This window comes from Microbulbifer elongatus (assembly GCF_020524885.1).
GTDB lineage: Bacteria > Pseudomonadota > Gammaproteobacteria > Pseudomonadales > Cellvibrionaceae > Microbulbifer > Microbulbifer elongatus_A.
The window spans coordinates 848545-869881 of sequence record NZ_JAIVKJ010000001.1 but is presented as its reverse complement, the minus strand read 5'-3'; the positions used below and the strand labels follow the sequence as shown (position 1 = coordinate 869881).

Annotated in this window: 20 protein-coding genes; 4 read left to right on the top strand and 16 right to left on the bottom strand. The window is 58.0% G+C overall.

Annotated elements, in window-relative coordinates; translation table 11 throughout:
* Positions 1-86 precede the first annotated feature (86 nt).
* From trpA to leuC, 10 genes are all read right to left on the bottom strand, one after another.
* Positions 87-899, bottom strand: a complete 813-nt coding sequence (trpA, locus tag LC059_RS03655; RefSeq protein ID WP_226702462.1) for a tryptophan synthase subunit alpha — start codon at positions 897-899, stop codon at positions 87-89.
* An 11-nt stretch (positions 900-910) separates the two neighbouring features.
* Positions 911-2131, bottom strand: coding sequence for a tryptophan synthase subunit beta (gene trpB, locus LC059_RS03650; protein WP_226702461.1), 1221 nt, complete (start codon positions 2129-2131; stop codon positions 911-913).
* 3 nt (positions 2132-2134) lie between these two features.
* Positions 2135-2788, bottom strand: a complete 654-nt coding sequence (locus LC059_RS03645) for a phosphoribosylanthranilate isomerase (RefSeq protein ID WP_226702460.1) — start codon at positions 2786-2788, stop codon at positions 2135-2137.
* Positions 2789-2916: 128 nt separating this feature from the next.
* The gene (gene truA / locus LC059_RS03640; RefSeq protein ID WP_226702459.1) at positions 2917-3807 is read right to left on the bottom strand and encodes a tRNA pseudouridine(38-40) synthase TruA; all 891 of its coding nucleotides are present in this window, start codon (positions 3805-3807) and stop codon (positions 2917-2919) included.
* Positions 3808-3915: 108 nt separating this feature from the next.
* Positions 3916-7050 carry a FimV/HubP family polar landmark protein gene (locus LC059_RS03635; protein WP_226702458.1) on the bottom strand — a complete coding sequence of 1045 codons (3135 nt, stop codon included), beginning with the start codon at positions 7048-7050 and terminating at the stop codon, positions 3916-3918.
* Between the two features lie 325 nt (positions 7051-7375).
* On the bottom strand, positions 7376-8380 hold the full coding sequence (locus tag LC059_RS03630) for an Asd/ArgC dimerization domain-containing protein (RefSeq protein WP_226702457.1): 1005 nt from the start codon (positions 8378-8380) through the stop codon (positions 7376-7378).
* Positions 8381-8673: 293 nt separating this feature from the next.
* Positions 8674-9789, bottom strand: coding sequence for an aspartate-semialdehyde dehydrogenase (gene asd / locus LC059_RS03625; RefSeq protein WP_226702456.1), 1116 nt, complete (start codon positions 9787-9789; stop codon positions 8674-8676).
* A gap of 93 nt (positions 9790-9882) precedes the next feature.
* Positions 9883-10956: a 3-isopropylmalate dehydrogenase gene (gene leuB / locus LC059_RS03620; RefSeq protein ID WP_226702455.1), complete on the bottom strand. Its 1074-nt coding sequence runs from the start codon at positions 10954-10956 to the stop codon at positions 9883-9885.
* A 24-nt stretch (positions 10957-10980) separates the two neighbouring features.
* Positions 10981-11628 carry a 3-isopropylmalate dehydratase small subunit gene (gene leuD / locus LC059_RS03615; protein WP_226702454.1) on the bottom strand — a complete coding sequence of 216 codons (648 nt, stop codon included), beginning with the start codon at positions 11626-11628 and terminating at the stop codon, positions 10981-10983.
* Positions 11628-13088, bottom strand: a complete 1461-nt coding sequence (leuC, locus tag LC059_RS03610) for a 3-isopropylmalate dehydratase large subunit (protein ID WP_226702453.1) — start codon at positions 13086-13088, stop codon at positions 11628-11630. The genes leuD and leuC overlap by 1 nt, the downstream gene beginning before the upstream one ends.
* Before the next feature lie 125 nt (positions 13089-13213).
* On the opposite strand from leuC, the gene LC059_RS03605 reads away from it, so the two are divergent.
* Positions 13214-14092: a LysR family transcriptional regulator gene (locus tag LC059_RS03605; protein WP_226702452.1), complete on the top strand. Its 879-nt coding sequence runs from the start codon at positions 13214-13216 to the stop codon at positions 14090-14092.
* Between the two features lie 106 nt (positions 14093-14198).
* The gene (locus LC059_RS03600; RefSeq protein ID WP_226702451.1) at positions 14199-14936 is read left to right on the top strand and encodes a TIGR04219 family outer membrane beta-barrel protein; all 738 of its coding nucleotides are present in this window, start codon (positions 14199-14201) and stop codon (positions 14934-14936) included.
* 109 nt (positions 14937-15045) lie between these two features.
* On the opposite strand, the gene LC059_RS03595 is transcribed toward LC059_RS03600, so the two are convergent.
* From LC059_RS03595 to prmB, 4 genes are all read right to left on the bottom strand, one after another.
* On the bottom strand, positions 15046-15318 hold the full coding sequence (locus LC059_RS03595; RefSeq protein ID WP_226702450.1) for a hypothetical protein: 273 nt from the start codon (positions 15316-15318) through the stop codon (positions 15046-15048).
* 10 nt (positions 15319-15328) lie between these two features.
* A complete protein-coding gene (locus tag LC059_RS03590) occupies positions 15329-15976 on the bottom strand; it encodes a hypothetical protein (protein WP_226702449.1) in 648 nt (215 codons plus the stop codon).
* A gap of 631 nt (positions 15977-16607) precedes the next feature.
* Positions 16608-17708 carry a chorismate synthase gene (aroC, locus tag LC059_RS03585; protein ID WP_226702448.1) on the bottom strand — a complete coding sequence of 367 codons (1101 nt, stop codon included), beginning with the start codon at positions 17706-17708 and terminating at the stop codon, positions 16608-16610.
* Positions 17709-17805: 97 nt separating this feature from the next.
* Positions 17806-18732, bottom strand: a complete 927-nt coding sequence (gene prmB / locus LC059_RS03580; RefSeq protein WP_226702447.1) for a 50S ribosomal protein L3 N(5)-glutamine methyltransferase — start codon at positions 18730-18732, stop codon at positions 17806-17808.
* Positions 18733-18901: 169 nt separating this feature from the next.
* On the opposite strand from prmB, the gene folE reads away from it, so the two are divergent.
* Positions 18902-19441, top strand: coding sequence for a GTP cyclohydrolase I FolE (gene folE / locus LC059_RS03575; protein WP_226702446.1), 540 nt, complete (start codon positions 18902-18904; stop codon positions 19439-19441).
* Positions 19442-19479: 38 nt separating this feature from the next.
* Positions 19480-19836 (top strand): 5-carboxymethyl-2-hydroxymuconate Delta-isomerase, encoded by a 357-nt coding sequence (locus LC059_RS03570; RefSeq protein WP_226702445.1) that lies wholly within the window; start codon positions 19480-19482, stop codon positions 19834-19836.
* Positions 19837-19854: 18 nt separating this feature from the next.
* On the opposite strand, the gene LC059_RS03565 is transcribed toward LC059_RS03570, so the two are convergent.
* Positions 19855-20718 carry an alpha/beta fold hydrolase gene (locus tag LC059_RS03565; RefSeq protein ID WP_226702444.1) on the bottom strand — a complete coding sequence of 288 codons (864 nt, stop codon included), beginning with the start codon at positions 20716-20718 and terminating at the stop codon, positions 19855-19857.
* A gap of 153 nt (positions 20719-20871) precedes the next feature.
* Positions 20872-21330: a phosphohistidine phosphatase SixA gene (gene sixA, locus LC059_RS03560; RefSeq protein ID WP_226702443.1), complete on the bottom strand. Its 459-nt coding sequence runs from the start codon at positions 21328-21330 to the stop codon at positions 20872-20874.
* Between the last annotated feature and the right edge of the window lie 7 nt (positions 21331-21337).

The following is a 21337-nucleotide window of genomic DNA, read 5'->3' as shown; positions in this document are numbered from 1 at the left end:
AACCACTTTCAAAACCATTGCACTTGGCCAGATAAGCCGCACATTCGGGCTTTCTGGCCAATGGGCAATCGCGCCCAAAATATCGATTAGCTATCCAGTACGGTGCGCATTTCAGAGACCAGCGCACCTACCCGATCCTTGGCGGCCGCGCCGTCGGCGGACTCGCCCACAGCGGATACCAGCACACTGCCCACCACGGCGCCATCGCCATCGGCACTCACAGCCTTGGCGGAAGCGCCGTCCTTGATACCGAAGCCCACGCACAGCGGCAGGTCCGTATGGCGGCGAATCCGCGCCAGATTCTCGCGCACGGAATCCAGGTCCAGGTGACCCGCACCGGTTACGCCTTTCAGGGATACATAGTAGACAAAGCCACTGGCCAGCTCGGTAATCTGCGCAATCCGCTGATCACTGGTGGTGGGGGTCAACAGGAAGATATTGCGAAGGTTGCGCGCATTCAGCAGCTCGTTGAGCGGACCAGCCTCTTCCGCCGGCAAATCAACGGTGAGCGCACCATCTGCACCGGCTTCTTTGAGCCCGTCAGCAAACGCCTCTGCACCCATCTTTTCGATGGGATTGGCGTAACCCATCAGGATCACTGGCGTGTCGGCATCTTTGCCGCGAAACTCTTTCACCAGTGCCAGACATTTGCGCAGGGAGGATTTGTGCTCCAGCGCGCGCTCATGCCCCTTCTGGATTACCGGCCCCTCCGCCATAGGGTCAGAAAAAGGCACACCCAGTTCGATCAGGTCGGAGCCACTGGCCACTAGCTGGTGCATCAGGTCCACGGTATTTTCCAAGCCACCGTCTCCGGCGACGATATAAGTCACCAGCGCCTTGCGTCCTTCGCTGCGAAGCTTGGCAAAGCGGCGGTCTATTCTGTTCTGTTCTTCGGTCACCGTGTCACTCCCTACACTTCAATGCCGTCGATGGCGGCCACAGTGAAAATATCCTTGTCGCCGCGACCGGACAGGTTCACCACGATGTTCTGATCCGGCCGCATGGTCGCCGCTAGCTTCAGACCATAGGCCACCGCGTGGCTAGACTCGAGTGCGGGGATAATCCCCTCGGCACGGGTCAGGGTGCGGAAGGCATTCAGCGCCTCATCGTCATTGGCCGCAACGTATTCCACCCGGCCAATATCCCGCAACCAGGCGTGTTCGGGGCCAACGCCCGGGTAATCCAGCCCGGCAGAGACCGAGTGGGTCTCGATGATCTGGCCATCGTCGTCTTCCATCAGGTAGGTACGGTTACCGTGCAGTATCCCGGGCACACCGTCGTTCAGCGGTGCCGCATGGCGGCCGGTTTCCACGCCGTCACCACCGGCTTCCACGCCGTACATTTTGACGGATTCATCACTCAGGAATGGATGGAACAGGCCAATGGCATTGGAACCACCACCCACACAGGCAACCAGTGCATCCGGCAATTGACCGAACTGCTCCAGACTCTGACGGCGCGCTTCACGCCCTATGACAGAGTTGAAATCACGCACCAGTTGCGGATACGGGTGCGGACCGGCAACGGTGCCGATGATGTAGAAAGTATCATCCACATTGGTGACCCAGTCGCGCATGGCTTCATTCATCGCGTCTTTCAGGGTCTTGGAGCCCGACTCCACCGGGATAACTTCCGCTCCCAGTAGCTTCATACGGTACACATTGGGCGACTGGCGCTTAACGTCTTCCGCACCCATGTACACGGCGCATTTCAGGCCAAGGCGTGCGGCCACCGTGGCAGTGGCGACACCGTGCTGACCGGCGCCGGTCTCGGCAATAACCCGGCGCTTGCCACTGTGTTTGGCCAGCAGCGCCTGCCCCACGGTATTGTTCACCTTGTGAGCGCCGGTATGGTTGAGGTCTTCACGCTTGAGCCAGATTTTTGCACCACCCGCCTCGGCGGTCAGACGCTCGGCAAGATACAGGGGCGACGGGCGACCAACATAATGCGCAAGGTCGTAATCAAATGCGGCCTGAAACTCCGGGTCGTTTTTCAGGCGCTGATACATCTCCTGCAGTTCATCCAGAGCGCTGATCAGGGTTTCCGATACAAAGCGCCCACCAAACTCGCCGAAGTGCCCGCGGGCATCGGGATAGGCCCCGTAATCAATGGGGGATGTGGGTTTACTCACAGCTCAAACTCCTTGTGTCAATTCTGTACGGCTGGCACTGCCAGATGCGGCAGCGCGGGCGGCCCGTATAAATTCATGTACTTTTGCCGCATCTTTACGCCCAGGCGCGGCCTCCACACCACCGCTCACATCCACGGCCTGCGGCTGTGCCTCGGCGATCGCCGCAGCAACGTTTTGCGGATTGAGACCGCCGGCGAGAATGATCGGGCGATCGCAATCTTTCGGCACCCGCTGCCAGTCGAAGGTATCGCCGGTACCACCCGGAACCCCCTTGCGATAGGCATCGAGCAGGATGCCGCGGGCGTCAGGGAAAGCGGCCATCGCCTCCACCGGGTCTAACTCCGGTTTCATGCGCAGGGCCTTGATATAGGGGCGCCGGAACTGGCGGCAATAGGGGGCATTCTCACTGCCGTGGAACTGCAGCAAATTCAGCGGCACCTGGTCGAGCACTGCCTCTACCTGCTCCGGGTGCGCGTCCACGAACAAGCCGGTTAATACCGCAAACGGCGAAACCGCGCGGGCAATGTCCGCCGCCTGCGCCGGGGTCACGTTGCGAGGACTTGGGGGGTAAAACACCAGGCCGAGTGCATCCGCACCGGCATCCACCGCCAGGCGAGCATCTTCAACACTGGTAATTCCGCAGATCTTAACGCGCATAATCCATATACCGCCGACGCTGCCAGCCCTACCGCTGGAAAACAGCCCTGATCGCTGGCAGCAGAGAAAATTCGGAGAGCCCGCGATACTAGCAGATCAATGGATTCGGCGAAACGCGACCGCAGCTATCAGGGCGCGGCGCTGCCAATAGCGCCCAACGGCAACGGCACCAGCAACGGGCCCGGAGCCCGTTGCGGCAGAGTAAACTCTTCCGGGTATTGCACATCCACCAGGTACAGGCCGTGGGGCGGTGCGGTCACACCTGCGGCGGTTCTGTCGCGCGCTTCGAGCACCTCCCGGACCCACTCCGGCCTGCGGTCACCGCGCCCAACAGCCATCAGCACCCCGGCAATATTTCGCACCATATGATGCAGAAACGCGGTGGCACTGATCTCCAGCACGATCAATTCGCCCACCCTGCCGATGTCCAGCTTGGTGAGCTTGCGCACGGGCGAGCGCGCCTGGCACTGGGCGGCGCGAAAACTGCTGAAATCATGTTCGCCAATGAGATATCGAGCCCCTTCGCGCATCAACACCATATCCAGGTGCCGCTCGGTCCAGGTCACCTCGCTGGCAGCCTGGGCCGTGCGGGTTGGCGCACTGTGAATCAGGTAGCGATAGGTGCGGTTGCGCGCAGAAAAGCGTGCATGGAACTGTGCCGGCACTTCCTGCGCCCAGTGCACTCTTACATCAAACGGCATCTGGGTGTTTACGCCCTGAACCCAGGCCTTGGTCGGCCGCAGGGCACGGGTATCGAAGTGAATCACCTGCCCGGTGGCGTGTACCCCGGCATCGGTACGACCGGCGCAAACCAGGGTCACCGGCTCCGCCGCGACTTTGGAGATGGCCTTTTCGAGGGTTTCCTGCACCGTGAGCGGGTCGTGCTTCTGCTTTTGAAAACCCCGCAAACGGGTGCCGCAATATTCCACCCCGAGCGCAATCCGCCGCAGTCCATCCGGCAACTGCTCGCCCGGCGGGACTTCACCATTTGGCTTGTACTGGTAAATCTTGTTCATCATGCGCCGGAATTCTACACCCTGCTGAAAAAAGAGCATTCCCTGAAAAGAAAGACCCCGCACTGGGCGGGGTCAAAGTGTTGTCGCTGTAGATAGCGTGAATAAATCGTATCAGCTCATGCGCTCGAGCATATCTTTTGCGCGCTGCTGCTGCTCACCGGCGGCCTCTTCGACGACTTCACCGAGAATTTCGCGGGCGCCGTCTTTATCACCCATATCCAGATAGGCCTGGGCCAGTTCCAACTTGGTGCTGACTTCGTCGCTGCCTTCCAGCAGGTTCAGTTCGGAATCCAGGTCGCTCTCGAGGTTGAAGCTCAGATCTCCCAGGTCTTCGGCTTCCGCCGCAGGCTGAGCTGGCTGTACAGGTGTTTCCTCGGCGACGGCAAGATCCAGGTCGCCATCCAGCTCAAGGTCCGCCGACGCAGTGGCAGCCGGGCTGGATTGAGAGGAGTTCCCTGCAGCAAAATCGCCGCCTTCCAGATCCAGGTCACCGCCGTCAAGATCCAGCTCACCCAGGTCGATGGAATCCAGATCCAGCCCGTCGAGGTCATCGCCGAAGCCGCCCAGATCATCATCGCCCTCCGCCTCAGCGGCCGGGCTGTCTTCCATCGGAGTAAGATCCAAATCGAACTCCAGACCGCCATCTTCCCCGGCCGCATCAGATTCCGCGGAGGAATCATTCACCGGGTCAACTTCGAGACCGGAATCAAGATCCAGGCTGTCGAGCCCATCCAAATCCAGTTCCCCGTCAGCCATCAGGCCGTCGATGTCAAAATTATCTTCTTCCGCAGCAGGTTCCGCGTTCAGCTCGGACTCTGGGGACTCGGAACCGAGATCCAGGTCAAACGAGACTTCATCTTCTTCCTGCTGTGCAGCCGCCGGCTCTGCGGTGACATCGTCCAGCGACAGTTCACCGCCCAGGTCATCACCAAGGTCGAGGTCGAGGGAAAACTCATCTTCAGTCTCACTGGACTCGAAGCCTGCACCATCGTCTTCGTTCAGATCCAGGGACAGGTCATCCAGCAAGCCGAAATCATCGTCCTCGCTTGAAGCCTGCTCGGAATCCGCCGCAACGGGTTCGCTCGTGGAGAATTCATCCAGATCATCAAAGCTCGCTTCGCTACCGAAGTCCGCACCCATGTCGTCCAGCTGCGCTGCTTCCAGGGACTCACTGGAGAAATCATTCTCCGGCGCCACGAAGGCGCCAATGCCAGCTATGGTTTCGCGCAGACGCGCTGCACGGTCCGCGGCGGGGCCATCACTGTACCCGAGGAGCTGACGGTAGTGATCGTCGAACTGTTCGCCGTTTTGCTGGTTTGCGTACACTTCCAGCAGCATCAGACGCGCATCAATATTTTCCGGGGCTGATCTCAGGCCGGCCAGCAGTTTTGCCTCTGCTTCCTGGTACTGATCCAGAGACAGGTGAATTTCCGCCTCTGCAACCGGGTCGTCGGTCTCCACCTCTGCAAACTGGTCGAGATCGAAGGTTTCATTGGCCTCCATCTCTTCCACCGCGGCGAGATTGTCGTCCTCTTCCGACAATGCCGGCGCTTCCGCCAGGGCGCGTTCGGCGGCCATTTCGGCCTCCACCTGACGAATAGCCTCCTCTTCTTCCTTGCGGCGACGCCAGGTAAAGAAGCCAAACAGGCCTACCAGCAAGGCGCCAGCACCAATGCCGATGGGCACGATGTTGTCCATCACGCGCTCAACCAGAGTCGGCTCGGTACGCGTTTGAACCACAACACGGTTGCGCGAGGCGTCCACCTCTTCCGCTTCCGGTTCAGCAGCAACTTCCGGTGCGGTTTCCACCGCCGGCTCTGTGCCTGCCGCTTCTTCTGCGAATACGCCACTCTGGCTGTCGTCGCCAGCCAGTTCACCGGTGTTTTCACCGGCTTCCTCTGTAATAGCGTCGAGGGCTACTTCGTCAGCGAGATCAGCAGTCTCACTCGCAGCTTCAGAGGCATCCACACTCTGCTCCGCCGCGGCCTGTACCGCCTGCAGCTCGTCATTGGACACCTCGACCAGGCGCTCCATGGTATCGATCTGCTCGTTCAGCTCACCGATGCGATCCTGCAGTTCGGTGTTCTCCAGGCGGGACTTGTCGAGCTCCTCCTCGGTCACCGCCAGCTCGCCCTCAAGGGCTTCGCTCTCACCGGTGCCACTCGCGGATCCGGAGAGTACCGATTCGTTATCGCCAGGGGCGGCCAGGGAAACACGCCCTTCCACCACATCGCTCTCAGCGGTTTCTTCTACCACCGCGCGGCCGTCCAGCGGGGCCCCGGTAACGTCAGCTTCTGCCACGCCAACGCGCTCGCGCCAGGCGTCATTCTGGGTGGCAACCTGAGAGACTGCTTCAGTCAGAGTCAGGTTGCGCACTTCTTCTGCGGTCGGCAGGCGCAGCACCGCGCCTTTCTTCAGCAGATTGATATTGTTGTTGATAAACGCCTCTGGGTTGAGGCGCTGGATTGCCAGCATGGTCTGCTGAACAGAGAGATCGCGGGTTTCGCGGCTATCGCGGGCGATTTCCCACAAGGTCTTGTTGGCTTCCACCGGGCCGTACACACGGCTACCACTGTCGGTTGCGGCCTCACGCTGAAGCTCAACCGGCTCTTCCGCGGGCGCTTCGTATACAGGCTGCTGGGGCTCGGAGGCAATGGGTTCAGGCGAAGTCTCGGGAATGGTTTCAACGGCAGTTGCCGGCTCTTCGACAGGCGCCTGCACCGGCTGCTGCGCCGCTTCCGGGGTGCGCTGCACAGTAGGCTGCAGCGGGCGCCTTACCGGCGCGTCGCGACGCACTTGCTGGCGCTCACGCTCTGCGGCGCGCACCGGTTGGGATGCGGTATTGGTGGAGAACGCCGGCAGGTCCATCAGCAGGGTGTATTCCCGCAGCAGACGGCCACTGGGCCACCGGGTCTCTACCAGAAAATTCAGGAAAGGTTCACGGATCGGGTTACGACTGGAAATCCGGACAACGGGCTGGCCGCTGGAGTAGTCCACATCAAAGCGCAGCTCATCCAGCAGATAGGCGCGGTCAACACCGGCGCGTTCGAAGTCCTCAGTGCTGGCCAGACGAACCTTGATTTCACTCTCACCAAGGCCGCGAGTCTGAAGCAGGTTGATTTCCGCATTGAGAGGTTGGTTCAGAGTTGAGTTCAGCTTGATCTCACCCAGACCGAGTGCCAGAGCCCCATTACCACCCAGTGCGCTGACCAGACCTACCGCTAGTGCCAGCTTTTGCACACGCATATCCGATTCCCTTTATTGTTAGAATCACACCGCCAACTGCACAAAAAACACCCAAAGGATTTGCAGATAACGGGTCTGTGCAGCCATCAACCTGCACAATAATTACTCAAAAGAACCAGTGCTCAGACACCAGGCTCCACTCTCCGGCGACACTTTGCATAAAAGCCTCAGTAGAAACTTTCTAGCGCAAGTATCGCCCCCCGAAAAAGACCAGCCCCATCCAGCCACTTCTCACTTTTCCCGGTACTACCCCCCAGGTATTACCGCCGCCCGTGCCGGGCGAAGTTAAGAAGAAACCTTCAGAAAGGCCGCTAAGTATTAAATATCAATGGGTTTTTAGCAACAAGTGGACAATCTGTACACAGTTAATTGCGACGTCTTTACGCAAATTGTCGGATGCCGCACAAAAAACAACCTGTCGCGGATTGATCAGCCCGGTGCGCAACCGGCCCAGCAGGGTATTTTCACTGCCGACCGCATCTTGCGCCGATGGACGCTCACGCATTTCCAGGCGCGCACCATTGGTGAGCAAGCCGCGCACCGTTGCCAGCTCCTGCTGATCTTTCAACTGCACACTGATATTCGCCAGCTGCCCATGAAAAACCGATGCGGTATTGATACTCGCGTCCAGCGCCACCTCATCACCCAGCAGACGACGCAGCTCCAGCACCAGCGCCAGCTCGCTAAAGTTGTGCCCACTGTCCAGCAGCGCTTCCGCAGAACTCAGAAGGTTGAATGCGAGACGCTGGCCGGTGCCCTCGTCGACATCAGGCTCCTGGCCGTTAAATAACCGTGCAGTTTGCGCAGCTGCGGCATCCACGCTGCTTTTGCCCAGTGCAGATACCGGTTGATTCAGAACAATTTCCACCGACTGCAATTGCGATTTCAGCGGGAACAGAGCCTCCGCCAGCATGGCGGCGCCGGCACCCGGCACGGCGATCACATTGCGATCACTTTCATCGCGCTGATTGAGTTCAGCACTATTCAACAGCGGGTGGATCAGCGCCACGCTCTCGTCGCCACGGGTGATACCCACCGCATCCACCACCCAGGCGCCGGCCTGTTCGGCCTGGGCGAGTACGGCGGTAGCGGTTTCACCGCCGGTGAGCAGCAGCACCACCTGCTCTGGGGTAAACGCGAAATCTTTCAGCGGAGTGACCGGCACACTGCGGTTGGCAAATACCTGCGGATCCGCTTCCGCTTCATCCGCGATTACCAGCTTCAATTGCGCAGGGGTCACGGTTTTGCGTTCTTCCAGGATCTCTAGCAGGGCGTCAAACGGCGCGCTGCCAACACCCAGGATCACCAATTCACGGGTGGATTCGGACATATAAGTACTCATGCAGGGTTTTGGCTGCATCTCCGCCAGTTCGGCGAATAAAGCAACAGGCTAAAAATGCGGGGGATTATACTCGCGGAGAGTCAGGGGGGAAGCCGAACTCATGAAACAGGCGGCTTAATAGGTAAAAGATACGGTAAATGCGAAGGTGCTGATGCCGGGGGCAGCCTTGGGAGACCTTCCGCGAGAGGGACCTCGCGGAAGAGCCCCCAGGGAAGGGTTTACGGCGTGTCTTCCAAGGCTGCCCCCGGCAGCAGTACCGCCACTATGGCGGGAAATACGACTTACAGCTTGCCGAGCAGGATCAGCAATACGCGACGCAGTGGCTCGGCGGCGCCCCACAGCAGCTGGTCGCCGACGGTGAAGGCATTCAGGTATTCACCGCCCATGCTCAGTTTGCGCAGGCGGCCAACCGGGATGTCCAGCTTGCCGGTAACGGCGGTCGGAGTCAGTTCCTTCAGGGTCACCTCGCGGTCGTTGGGAACCACCTTTACCCAATCGTTGGCGGAACCGATGATCTTCTCAATCTCTGCCAGCGGCAGGTCTTTCTTCAGCTTCACAGTGAACGCCTGGCTGTGACAGCGCATCGCACCGATACGTACACAGGTGCCGTCCACGGGCACGGTGCTATTGGTGGCCAGAATCTTGTTGGCCTCTACCTGGGCTTTCCACTCTTCACGGCTCTGGCCAGATTCCAGCTGGGTGTCGATCCACGGCAGCAGGCTGCCGGCGAGAGGCGCGCCAAATTCACTGGTGGGGAAGTCTCCGCTGCGCATGTTCTCCGCTACTTTGCGGTCAATTTCGAGAATCGCGCTGGAGGGATCGGCAAGCTCTTCGGCAACGCCGTCGCGGATACTGCCCATCTGCGAGATCAGCTCACGCATATTCTTGGCACCGGCACCACTGGCCGCCTGATAAGTCTGGGCGGTAACCCATTCCACCAGGCCCTCTTTGAACAGGCCACCGAGGCCCATCAGCATCAGGCTCACGGTGCAGTTGCCGCCGATGTAGTTCTTGACACCGGACTCGATACCGCGATCGATCACGTCGCGGTTGACCGGATCCAGCACAATAATGGCATCGTCATCCATGCGCAGACTGGAAGCGGCGTCGATCCAGTAGCCGTCCCAACCCTTCTCGCGCAGCTTGGAAAAAACTTCTTTGGTGTAGTCACCGCCCTGACAGCTGACAATGGCGTCGAGCTCAACCAGTGCGTCCAGGTCGTAGGCGTCTTTGAGGGGCGCGACTTCCTTGCCAATTTCCGGCGCTTTACCGCCAGCATTGGAGGTGGAGAAAAATACCGGCTCCGCGATATGTGCGAAATCGTTTTCTTCCAGCATACGGCCCATCAATACGGAGCCGACCATACCGCGCCAGCCTACGAATCCTACCTTGTTCATTTCTTTACCCTGTTGAGTTTGTTCATTTCTGGATCCCAGATCTCGCCAAGTGCTTGGCGAGCCGGGACAACGGTTGAGCGGAGGCTTGCCTTATTAGAAAGCGGCCACCACTGCTGCGCCCATTTCCGCGGTGGAGACTTTTTTACAGCCGTCCGTATAAATGTCCGCGGTGCGCAGTCCCTGATCCAGAACTTTGCTCACAGCCGCCTCGATCGCTTCAGCCGCTTCTCCCATATCCAGGGAGTAACGCAACATCATGGCGGCGGAAAGAATAGTCGCCAACGGATTGGCAATGCCCTGCCCGGCAATATCCGGCGCACTGCCGTGACAGGGTTCGTACAGACCGAAACCGGTCTCGTTCATGGACGCTGAAGGCAGCATGCCGATGGAGCCGGTGAGCATGGCGGCAGCGTCGGACAGGATGTCGCCAAACATGTTGCCGGTCACCATCACGTCAAACTGCTTGGGCGCACGCACCAGCTGCATCGCCGCGTTGTCCACGTACATGTGGGACAGCTCTACATCCGGGTACTCCGGTGCCAGGCGGTCCAGCACTTCACGCCACAGCACCGTCACTTCCAGTACGTTGGCCTTGTCCACAGAACACAGTTTACCACCACGTTTCTGCGCCGCTTCGAATGCGGTGCGGGCGATACGCTCGATCTCAGATTCTTTATAGACGTAGGTATTGAAGCCCTGTTTCTCACCGTTTTCCAACGTTTTGATACCACGGGGTTCGCCGAAGTAAATACCGCCGGTGAGCTCACGCACGATCAGGATGTCCAGGCCGGAAACCACTTCAGGCTTCAGTGACGAGGCATCCGCCAGCTGTGGGTAGAGGATTGCCGGGCGCAGATTGGCGTAAAGACCAAGGCCACTACGAATTTTCAGCAGGCCTTTTTCCGGGCGGATGGCGCGATCCAGGGTATCCCATTTCGGACCACCGACTGCACCCAGCAGTACCGCGTCGCACTCACCGGCTTTGGCCAGCTCAGCGTCGGTCAGAGGCTCGCCATGGGCATCGATGGACGCGCCACCAATCAGGCCTTCGGTGAACTCAAGATTCAGGCCGAGCTTTTCATCCGCGGTTTTCAGTACCGCAACCGCCTGCTCGACAATTTCCGGGCCGATTCCATCACCCGGAAGGATCATGATTTTTTTGCTCATTACTCTTCCAATTATTCTGTCTTGTTACTTCACGGCATCGAACAGCCAGGGCGCCTGCTCGCGGCGCTTGGCTTCGTAGGCGCGAATATCGTCCGCATCTTCAAGTGTCAGGCCGATATCATCGAGGCCATTCAGCAGGCAGTGCTTACGGAAGGTGTCCACTTCGAATGCATGAGTTTCGCCGTTGGGCTTGATCACCACCTGCGCATCCAGGTCGATGGTCAGCTCGTAACCCTCTTCCGCATACATTTCCTGGAACAACTGCTCGACAATTTCCTCTTCCAGAACGATCGGCAGAAGCCCGTTCTTGAAGCAGTTATTAAAGAAAATATCCGCGAAGCTCGGCGCAATAATCGCGCGGAAGCCATGGTCATCCAGCGCCCAGGGGGCGTGTTCACGGCTGGAGCCACAACCGAAGTTCTTGCGTGCCAGCAATACAGAAGCACCTTGATAGCGCGGGTGGTTCAGCGGGAAATCCGGATTTACCGGTCGCTTGCTGTGATCCTGCCCCGGCTGTCCTTCATCCAGGTAGCGCAGCTCGTCAAACAGGTTCGGGCCAAATCCTGTGCGCTTGATCGACTTCAGGAACTGCTTTGGAATAATCAGATCCGTATCCACATTGGCGCGGTCCATGGGAGCGGCCACGCCTTTATGTTGGGTAAATGCTTTCATCAGACCGCCTCCTTCTGCATTTCACGCACGTCGACAAAGTGACCGGCAATCGCCGCCGCTGCCGCCATGCTCGGGCTCACCAGGTGAGTGCGACCACCGTAGCCCTGGCGCCCCTCAAAGTTGCGGTTGGAGGTGGATGCACAGTGTTCACCGGCACCCAGCTTGTCCGCGTTCATCGCAAGGCACATGGAACAGGAAGGCTCGCGCCACTCAAATCCCGCTTCGATAAATACTTTGTCCAGGCCTTCTTTTTCCGCCTGCGCTTTCACAGACTGCGAACCCGGCACTACAAGAACCTGCTTCACGCTGTCAGCTTTCTTGTGCCCCTTGGCCACTGCCGCCGCTGCGCGCAGGTCTTCAATACGGGAGTTGGTGCAGGAGCCGATAAAAACCCGGTCCAGATTGATATCGGTAATTTTTTGTCCAGCGGTAAGGCCCATATATTCGAGCGCACGCTCGATACCGGCTTTCTTGGTGGAATCGCTTTCGTCCGCCGGGCTCGGCACTACCGCGCTTACCGGCACCACCATTTCCGGGGAAGTACCCCAGCTCACCTGCGGCTCGATTTCCTCCGCCTTCAGCTCAACAATCGCATCAAAGTGGGCGCCGTCATCGGAGTGCAGGCGGCTCCAGTTTTCTACCGCCATTTCCCACTGCTCACCCTTGGGTGCGTACGGCTTGCCCTTTACGTATTCCAGGGTGATATCGTCCACCGCCACCATGCCCGCGCGGGCACCGGCTTCGATGGCCATGTTGCACACAGTCATGCGACCTTCCATAGACATGGCGCGAATGGCGGAACCGCCAAATTCGATAGCGTATCCGGTGCCACCGGCGGTGCCGATCTTGCCGATAATCGCCAGCACCACGTCTTTCGCGGTTACGCCCGGACCGAGTTCACCGTCCACACGCACCAGCATGTTCTTCATTTTCTTCTGGATCAGACACTGGGTGGCCATCACGTGCTCCACCTCCGAGGTACCGATACCGTGGGCGAGCGCGCCCAGCGCACCGTGGGTAGAAGTGTGGGAATCGCCACACACCACGGTCATACCCGGCAGGGTCGCACCGGTCTCGGGCCCGATCACATGCACAATGCCCTGACCGGGATCGTTGATACCGAACTCGACGATACCGAAATCCTTGCAGTTCTCATCCAGGGTCTGCACCTGAATACGGGACACTTCGTCCTGAATCCCCGCGATACCACCGGCCCGCTCAGCGGCGTCTGACGGCACATTGTGGTCTGGCGTAGCCACCACGGAATCTGTGCGCCAGGGCTTGCGACCAGCCAGGCGTAGACCTTCAAAGGCCTGAGGAGAGGTCACTTCGTGAATCAGGTGACGGTCGATATAGATCAGTGCGGTGCCGTCTTCGCGGCTTTTGACCAGGTGGTCTTGCCAGAGCTTGTCGTAGAGCGTCTGTTTTTTGTTTTCTTTATGTTTCTCAGGGTGGCCCATAGCCCCATCTCCTCTATGGATAACATGCGGGAGTCTAGGGGGGGCATTGAATAACATCAATTTATATTTATTATATGGCGCATTCGTTTTTGGAATACCCGAAAGCGGCGTTTTAGAGAAGCATTATGGAAATCCAGTGGCTCAGGGCCTTTCTCGCCATTTCAGAACAGGGCTCCGTATCGGAAGCCGCCGAACAGCTGCACCTCACCCAGCCTGCGGTCAGCAAGCGCCTGGCCTCTCTCGAGCAACAGCTCGGCACCCCTCTGTTTGACCGTATCGGGCGCAAGTTGCAGCTCACCAACGCCGGACGCGCCCTGTTACCCCGCGCCCGCCACATCCTTAACGAAGTGAGCGATGCCGAACACGAGCTGCGCAGCCTGGGGGAAACCATCGGCGGTAGCCTGCGTATCGCCACCAGCCATCACGTCGGCCTGCACCACCTGCCGCCGGTACTGCGGGAATTCAGCAACCTCTATCCGGACGTTGCCCTGGATATCGACTTCCTCGACTCGGAACAGGCCTACGAGGCGCTGATGGCCGGGGAGTACGAACTCGCCGTGGTTACCCTGGCACTCAAGGACTACCCGAGCCTGAACGCACAGATCATATGGCCCGATCCCTGTGTGGTGGTGGCGGCACCGGATCACCCACTGGCGCAGATGCCCGAGCTGGATCTGCCGGCACTTGCCCGGTACCCGGCGATTCTGCCGGATATGAATACCTATACCGGAAGGCTGATCAAACGCGAGTTCGACGCCCACGGTCTCAAGCTGACCGCCAAACTGGCCACCAACTTTCTGGAAACGATCAAGATGATGGCCGGGGTCGGCCTCGGTTGGAGCGTGCTGCCAAAAACCCTGATTGACGACAGCCTCGCCGAACTGCCGATGCCGCAACTGAGCATCGTGCGAAATCTGGGCATCATCTACCATCGCAATCGCACCCTCAGCAATGCGGCCAATGCTCTGCAACAACTCCTGTTCAAGGAAGCGCGCGGCCTGTAAACCGGGTATCACAGTGTGAAAAGATCGCGATTACACGAATCCAGTCAGGGAAATTTCATCAAAACCCTGTAGAATCTGCCGCGGAATTCAACGGGAGAGACTCCAAATGAAAAAAATAACCCTGGCACTCTGCGCCACACTGGCTTCCGTTTCTGCCAGTGCCGATACCATCCTCGGTTTTGACGCCACCCTGGGCAGCTGGAAGCCTGCCTACACCGGCGCCATCGGTGTTGACGACTTCAACGTGGACGAGTTCACCCTCGCCGAAGACAACGCAACCTTCATCCAGGCCGCACTGGAGCACCCGGTTCCGTTGATCCCGAACATTCTGGTAGCCCACAGCAGCATCGAGACCAATGGCACCGCCATGCTGAGCGAGAACGTCACCTTCGGTGACGAGACTTTCTTTGTCGGCTCCGATGTGACTGCGGATATCAACCTGACCCACACCGATGCCACCCTGTACTACGAAATTCTGGACAACTGGGTGAACCTGGACCTGGGCCTGACCGCGCGCCAGTACAGTGGCGAACTGACTGCCACCAGCGACCTGCAATCCGATAACATCGAACTCTCCGGCGTGCTGCCGATGGTCTATGGCATGGCTCGCTTCGACCTGCCCTTTACCGGCTGGTCCATCATCGCCCAGGGCAATGGCACCGGCTACAAGGGCGACAGCCACACCGACATCACTGCAAAAATTCGCTGGGACTTTGTACCCGCGCTGGATTTCGCCATCGAAGCCGGTTACCGCTCCATGACCCTGGATGTACAGGAACTGGACGCACTGCAGAGCGATCTGGAAATCAAAGGCCCTTACCTCGGCCTGAACCTGCACCTGTAAGCGCTGCGTTACAGCCGCACATAAAAAAGGCGGAGCGCTTTTGGCGCTTCGCCTTTTTTATGTCGCTTAAATGGAACACTCCAAAGCGCAAACATAAACAATAATACGTCTAACCCACCATAAAACCGGCAAACGCAATCAAGAACCCAGAGAGCAGTAACCCACCACCAATTCGACGCGCGATGTACGGCCAATGCACCTCCAGCAAGAAGGAAATGGCGATAACTAGTGGTAATACGCCCATCAAGATCAGCGCGAACCCATCCACGACACTCGGACTCCCACCGTAGCGACCAGGAAAAGCTATGGATCCCTTTCCCACCAGAAAAATGGAAAGCAGCGCGAACATGAAAAAGCCAATGTAGCAGCCTATTTTTTTCAAATCTTGAGACCTACCCGGGGTAGCCAATCGAATAGCCGCTTCTCCAAATATTTCGCACCGTTGTATTCAACCGCCCCTCAAACCCCACAAGAATATGGCGAGAAAGGCGAGAAGGCTCTCCATTACCCAGCGCCTTGAAGATTACCTTCAGATGAGCTTCCGAAATATTTTTTGCCAGGCAAACCTGGCGCAGGCTCAATAGAACGTTGCGAGACGTCTCCTCCCAGACTTTGCTATAACGCTCCCGGCCGGTTGCCCTGAAATCTCCCGACCCTAGATTCACCATAATTCGCGCAGACTGACTTGGTACAGGTTTACCAAATGCCCAGGCCGTCAAGGTATAAGCCACCGCTCGGTAAGAATACATTCGCAGTCCGGTTTCGTTGACATTAACCAAGTTTATAAAGTTCTGAAGCGGCTGTACCACAGCAGCCATAAATGAGGCTGCTGAAAATACGGATGACGAAATTGATCCAGATAAAAACCGACTCAAAGTTGGAACCAATTCTGCTGCAGTCAAACTGTCGTTCAAATACGCCAATCCATCCAGCATCCTGCTAAATACTGGAAAGCGATTTCCAACTACGTGAAAATTATTCCCCAGAATATTTTTTACCAATTCTTTTTTCTCATACTCATTTAATTGGGATATGGACATGAAACCCTCCCTAGTTTCGATAGATTTTAACGAGGGAAAGCCTTAACCTTACTCGACCACTTTATACTCGTCTACCAGAATGCAAGCGACAATTAAGACTAGCCTCTTACTATTTCTCCTTAGCACTTACGGCTGCTCCTCGGGTAAAAAACCAGATGATGCTGATATGCTGTGCAATATATTGACGGAGGCCTCCCGCCTTGATGGCAGCCGTGAAGTACAAAGAGCTTACATTGAAGAGAATTTAAGCCAACGCTTACCCGCCAGCGATCTTGCAGAGGCCTATTACGCCTTAGGGCTAGTCGAAGCCAGGGAGCGAGCGCATGTTCTTAAGGAAGCGATAAACGCGACTACTGTCGATACGTGGGACTGTCCTGCCGCCCAAATCCTATCGATGTGACCAGGGCGAGAATCTCAGTCATCTCTATAGCCTCCCCCCAACATGAATTAGAACTGGACGCCCTGCGAAGCGACCTGGAAATCAAAGGCCCTTACCTCGGCCTGAACCTGCACCTGTAAGCGACACACTACTGTTAGCTCCGGTAAAACGGGCATAAACAGGAAAGCAGGCACAAAAAAGGCGGAGCGTTTTCAGCGCTCCGCCTTTTTTATTGCTCGAATCACATGTGCCTTATACGGGCTCGCCCGCCGGAATTTTCAAACCAAATTCCACGTCGCCATTCTGCGCGCGCTGGCGCATCACATGGTCGATCAACACCAACGCCATCATCGCCTCGGCAATGGGTGTCGCACGAATACCGACACACGGATCGTGACGGCCCTTGGTTACCACCTCGATCGGATTGCCATTGGTATCCAGACTCTTGCCAGGAATACGCAGACTGGACGTGGGCTTGAGTGCAATGTGCGCAATCAACTCCTGGCCACTGGAAATCCCCCCCAGCACGCCACCGGCATTGTTGGACTGGAAGCCTTCCTCGGTAATTTCATCGCGGTGTTCGGTACCCTTCTGCTCTACAGAAGCGAAGCCGGCTCCGATCTCCACGCCTTTTACCGCATTGATACTCATCAGTGCGTGGGCCAGGTCTGCATCCAGACGATCAAAAATTGGCTCACCGAGACCTGCCGGCACACCGCTGGCGTGAACAGAGATACGCGCACCGATGGAGTTGCCCTCCTTAATCAGTGCCTGCATGTACTCTTCCATTTCCGACACTTTTGACGCGTCCGGGCAGAAGAACGGATTCTGATCTACCTGCGACCAGTCCAGGGCTTCCACTTTAATCGGGCCCAGCTGGGACAGGTAGCCGCGCACTTCAATCCCGAACTGCTGCTTCAGCCACTTCTTGGCGATCGCACCGGCGGCAACACGCATCGCAGTTTCCCGCGCAGAAGAGCGACCACCACCGCGGTAATCCCGCAGACCATATTTCGCCCAGTAGGTATAATCAGCGTGGGCGGGGCGGATCTGTTCGGCGATATTGGCGTAGTCTTTGGAACGCTGGTCGGTATTTTCGATCAGCAGCCCGATGGGGGTTCCGGTCGTCTTGCCTTCAAACACACCTGAGAGGATTTTGACCTGGTCTGCTTCGCGGCGCTGGGTCGTATAGCGGGAGGTACCGGGCTTGCGGCGGTCCAGCTCCAGCTGGATTTCCTCAGCGGTGATTTCCAGTCCCGGAGGGCAGCCATCGACAATACAGCCCAGCGCGTGGCCGTGGCTCTCGCCAAATGTGGTGACACAGAACAGCTTGCCAAATGTATTGCCCGACATATCCGGTATTCCCTACCCCAGTGAATTATTCGATGAAAGGCGCGCATTATAGAGGATTCCGTCGCCACCTTCCTGCATAGTTATTCTTTATGGCGCCTCAGGCGCCTGCCTCAAAAAACTCCCGGCACGCCAGCAGGTCTTCCCGGCTCATTACAAACACCCCGTGGCCGCCGTCTTCCAGTTCAGGCCAGAAAAACGGCACCCGCGGATACGCCTGCTCCAGCGCCTCCCAGCTGTTGCCCACCTCGCAGACCAGAATACCTTCCGGTTGCAGATAGTCCGGCGCTTCCAGAAGCAGGCGGCGGGTGAAATCGAGGCCGTCATCTCCGGAGCCCAGCGCCAACCCGGGTTCTGCGTGGTATTCCGCCGGCATTTCCGCGAGGTCACGGGCATCCACATAGGGCGGATTGCTCACGATCAGGTCGTAGCTGCAGCCCTGCAGGCCAGCGAACAGGTCGGACTGCACTGCGCGCACTTCGTCGTTCAGCTGGTGGCGATTGATATTGATCTGCGCCACTTCAATCGCATCTGCGGAAATGTCGCTGAGGTCTACCCGCGCGCCGGGAAAGGTGTCGGCACAGGCGATCCCGATACAGCCACTGCCGCAGCACAGGTCGAGTATCGCCAGCGGCTCCTGAGGCAACCAGGGTTCAAAGCGGTTTCGAATCAGTTCACCAATTGGAGATCTCGGCACCAGTACACGCTCGTCCACATAAAATGGCAGATCGCAGAACCAGGCCTCGTTGGTGAGATAAGGCGCAGGTAAGCGCTCATTCACGCGCTTTTCCAGCAAGGTCATCACATCCCGCCGCTCTTCCATGGTCAGCCGGGCGGAGAGAATCTCCGGCTTACTGTCCACCGGCAGATGCAACGCATGGGTGACCAGCAGGACAGCTTCGTCCCAGGCGTTGTCGGTGCCGTGACCAAACCACAGCTCAGCCTCATTGAAGCGGCTAGCGCCCCAGCGGATGTAGTCCAGCACGGTACACAATTCGTGCAAATTGGACTCCCGTTTCTCTATCATTGGCGATATTCCTCAATTTTTGGCGCTTTACTACCGTGTAACAAAGGCTTAGGGTAGCGCACCCTCTGGTCGCGAGACCGTCCCCACCGGCTCACCGGTGATCGAACGCCCGTTCGTTTGCGTATTGATGGCAGAACAACCCCGCGGGCGAGACGTTGGAAGCATACTGATGAAAGAACACTACGCACACATTATCGAAGCCATTGGTGAAGACCTGGAGCGCCCGGGACTGAAAGACACCCCGCTGCGCGCGGCCAAAGCCATGCAATACCTGACGCGCGGCTACCATCAGACCGTGGAAGAGATTGTTAACGACGCTCTCTTTCCGTCAGACTGCAGTGAAATGGTGCTGGTAAAAGATATCGAGCTCTACTCCATGTGCGAGCATCATATGCTGCCGTTTATCGGCAAGGCCCACGTTGCCTACATCCCCGATGGCAAGGTGCTGGGCCTGTCCAAGGTGGCGCGCATTGTAGACATGTTTGCGCGCCGTTTGCAGATTCAGGAACAATTGACCGTACAGGTGGCGGAAACCATTCAACAGGTTACCGGTGCCGCTGGCGTGGGTGTGATCATCGAAGCCAAGCACATGTGCATGATGATGCGCGGTGTGGAGAAACAGAATTCGGTGATGAAAACCTCTGCCATGCTCGGCTCTTTCCGTAGCCAGCAGGCCACCCGCACCGAGTTCCTGTCACTGATCCGCTAACCCAGGTTAGCGGCTAGCAACCCGAGGAGAGCCCGGACATGCCACACCTGGTGATTGAGTATTCGCAAAAACTGGAAGACAGCATTTCTATTCCGGCACTGGTCAGCAATGGCCAGCAGGCAATGAGCGATACCGGGCTGTTCAATGCCGGCGCAATCAAAACCCGCGCCCTCCCCTATCGGGATTTCGTACTCGGCAAAAGCCACGAAGGTTCCAGCAACCTGTTTATTCACGCTGAAGTACGTATCCTGGAAGGTCGCACGGTGCAGCAGAAAGAAGACCTGAGCGCGGCCATTTTCACTTATCTGTGTGAGGCGGCACCGGAAGTACCGGAAATTTCCGTGGAAGTGCGGGAAATGGAAAAGGCCAGTTATTCGAAACGGATTCCGTTCTAACGCCCTTCTGTAAGCGGCTCAGTGGCCGCTTTCGAGAAATGGCAAAAACCAGCGGGCAATCGTCTCGGCACTCCCTTCCATATGCAGGTGGTGGCCGCCGGCAAACTCCCGCAACTCGATATTGGGATGCAGCTCGGCAATCGGGCGTATGCGCTCTATCATCCCCTGAATACCCACCTTCCCCAGTGCCAACCGAATTGGCATAGTGGCGCGATCCAGAAACGCGAGCACCTGCGCCTCGTTGAGTTTCGCCAGCGAGCTAGCCATCAACTGGGGATCATTGCTCCAGATATAACCGCCCTCACAGGGGCGCACCCCGCGCAACACCAACCGGCGCGCGGCATCATCACTCAGCTTGAACAACCCGTTCTTGCGCGCCACCGTAGCCACTTCCAGGGACTCGAACACTTTCGACTTGCGCGCCCGGTAACGTGCACGCTGCTCGATCCCCTTGCGCAACGTCTCCGGCGCCTCGGCATCGGAACTGGGCGGCGGCACCAGTCCGTCGATCAACGCCAGGCGCTTGATCCGCTCCGGGAAGGTAGCGGCGGCAATGGTGCCAATCACCGCACCGCGGGAGTGTGCAAGTATGGAAAACTCCTCCCAACCCAGCGCGTCGGCCATGCCCAGCACGTCTTCGATTTCCGTCCATACGGTGTAGTTGGCATCCCGGTGGCGGTGATAGCTCTGGCCGTGGCCGGCCATATCCACCGCCACCAGATTCAGGCTTTCGAGAAATGGCGCCATGGCATCAAAGCTGGCGCAGTTATCCAACCAGCCGTGCAGCGCCAGCACCGGCACACCCGACGGGTCGCCCCACTGGCGCGCAGCAATGGTATTGCCCTGGAGATCGAGGGTAATTTCACGGGGGGAGTGATTCATGAATAATGGCTCGCGGAACTCTGTTTTTATCAGAGGTTTTTCTCAGAGGCTTTGTCAGTATTGAGCCAAATGCTGACAGGAGCGCCCCGCGGCCTCAATGTCCGCAGGGGTCAGATTGGGTGGCCTATTTTCGGCTGTCGTGCCAGCTTGCGCCTAGGGCCTGTGCTGCAACCACTCCAGCTCGGCGCAGTCCTTAGCCCAGACATCTGCGCGAAGACAGGCGAGACTGGCCGTGCCCATGGGGTGTTCGTCCCCGCTGCCGCAGAGACCATTCACCAGGCTGCCCACCAAAGGCTGGTGGCTGACCAGCATCAGCGGAAATATCGATTCTCCCGCATCGGCAATGGCATCCAGTAAATCACCTACCGGTGTATCTCCGGTGAGCAACTCCTGCACCTCCACGTCCAGCCCGAACGCTTCAGCCACAATTTTGGCAGTCTGGCGGGTGCGCACAAAAGGGCTGGCCCAAATGGTTTTCACCTGTGCCAGCTCGGATGCGCGCTCGTTGCACACCATTTCCACTTCCAAGCGCCCTTCATCGGTCAGGGCCCGGGTTTCGTCACTTTTACTCAGCGGTTCAGCGTGGCCGTGACGCATGACAAACAACAGCACTACCGTC